The following is a 1612-nucleotide window of genomic DNA, read 5'->3' as shown; positions in this document are numbered from 1 at the left end:
AAAGCTCCCCGGCTGGTACACCGTCTGAATACGTGTTTCGTCCGTCTGCGTGGTGGTCAGCCTGTCGCCATCCTGGCCGTACCACACGGTTTCCTGCAGTGCCGGCTGTGAACACGAGCCATCGTGATATACCGTACATGCCCACACCCGTTTGCCGATTCGCCGTCCCAGCGGGTCGTAAAGATAACGGCTTTCCGTCAGCACGTTGCCTGCCTGCATCAGGCGGTAGTGCACCAGGCGATGCTGGTTATCATAGCGGTAGTGATGTACGAAGCTGCCGTGCGGGCGTATCCGGCGCTCGTCTTTCTCCGTCAGCCTGCCGTGTTCGTCATAATGGTAAAAGTTCTCCACATCCTGGCTGATGCGGTTATCCGGGAAGCTTTCCGGCAGCATCGGATACTTATCCCGCGCGGCTATCCGGTTGCCCGCCGGGTCGGTGAACGTCCACTGCGCCAGGTCGTGGTGGGGCGACTGAATGTGTGTGCCGAGCAACCGCCCGGCGTCGCCGTACTGATAATCCCGCTGCTCATGCTGCCCGCTGATACGTATAAGCTGTCCGCCGCTGTTCCAGGTGTAGTTGCGATTAAGCTGAAGAATGCTGAGGTGGTGGCTCTGTAGCTGACCGCCCGGCGCGTATGCCGTGGTCAGTTCGTACTCGCCAAAGCAACGCTGCGTTTCGCGGTGCAGGCGGTCGCGGGTGAAGTCGATAAGCGGTGTGTCGCCGAGTTTCATTCCTGCCAGATACCCGCTGCCGTAGGTCAGCCACGTTACCGGGGGAAGGCGGTCCGGTATCACGCGGTCCGGCAGTCCCTTAGCGCTGTAAACGTGCCGGGTTTCGTGCTGCCAGAGCAGTTCATTCGTCTCCGTATTGTGCACCGTCTGGCGTTCAAGGTTCATCCGTCCCTGTTTATCGTACTCATACTGCACGGCGACGCGGTGGCCGTCGCTGAGATGGCTGACTTCGGTCAGCCAGCCGCGCTCGTTGTAGGTCCACTGTTCCGCCGGCTCATCATTGACGGTGCGGTGCGTCAGGCGGTCGGATGCATCGTAATGCCAGAGGGTGACGAGGCTTTCATCCTCGCTGCGGATAAGCTGTCCGGTAATACCGTACTGATAACGCTGCGTCCTGCCGTCGAACCCGGTTTCCTGCACCAGCCGGTCCAGCACATCATAAGTGAATAGCGTGTGGCTGCCGTTCTCGTTGGTCAGTTGGGTAAGGCGACCTGCGGCATCGTATGCCATCTGCCGCATCAGGCCGCCAGTGGTGGAGATGAGTACCCGTCCTGCTGCATCATACTGCGTCTCCGTGCGTACGCCGTCCGGGGATATCACCGCCGTCAGGTCACCTGCGATGCTGTACTCATGGCGGGTCTCACGGCCCTGTGCATTTTGCTGGCAGACAAGTCTGCCCCGGTCATCGTAAGTGCGGTACTGACTGAGCCCTTCTTCCTGATGAAGGGCCGTGACCTGCCCGAAGCGGTCATATTCGTAACGGGTCTGGTAGCCTGAACAGTCAGTGAAGGTCAGCAACTGCCCGTAGCGGCTCCACGTCATCTGTTTCCGGCTGCCGGTGGCGTCTTCACTGGCGGAGGGGTATTCGCTGTGCGGGTTG

Annotated in this window: 1 pseudogene; it reads right to left on the bottom strand. The window is 60.2% G+C overall.

What is annotated here, in order from left to right:
• Window positions 1-1612: pseudogene (locus QNN88_RS22775) on the bottom strand (type IV secretion protein Rhs); the annotation flags it as partial.

It is taken from the genome of Citrobacter sp. ANG330 (assembly GCF_047467925.1).
Taxonomy (GTDB): domain Bacteria; phylum Pseudomonadota; class Gammaproteobacteria; order Enterobacterales; family Enterobacteriaceae; genus Citrobacter_A; species Citrobacter_A amalonaticus_G.
Note: the sequence above shows the minus strand (reverse complement) of the source record. Positions and strands in the feature narration are given on the sequence as shown.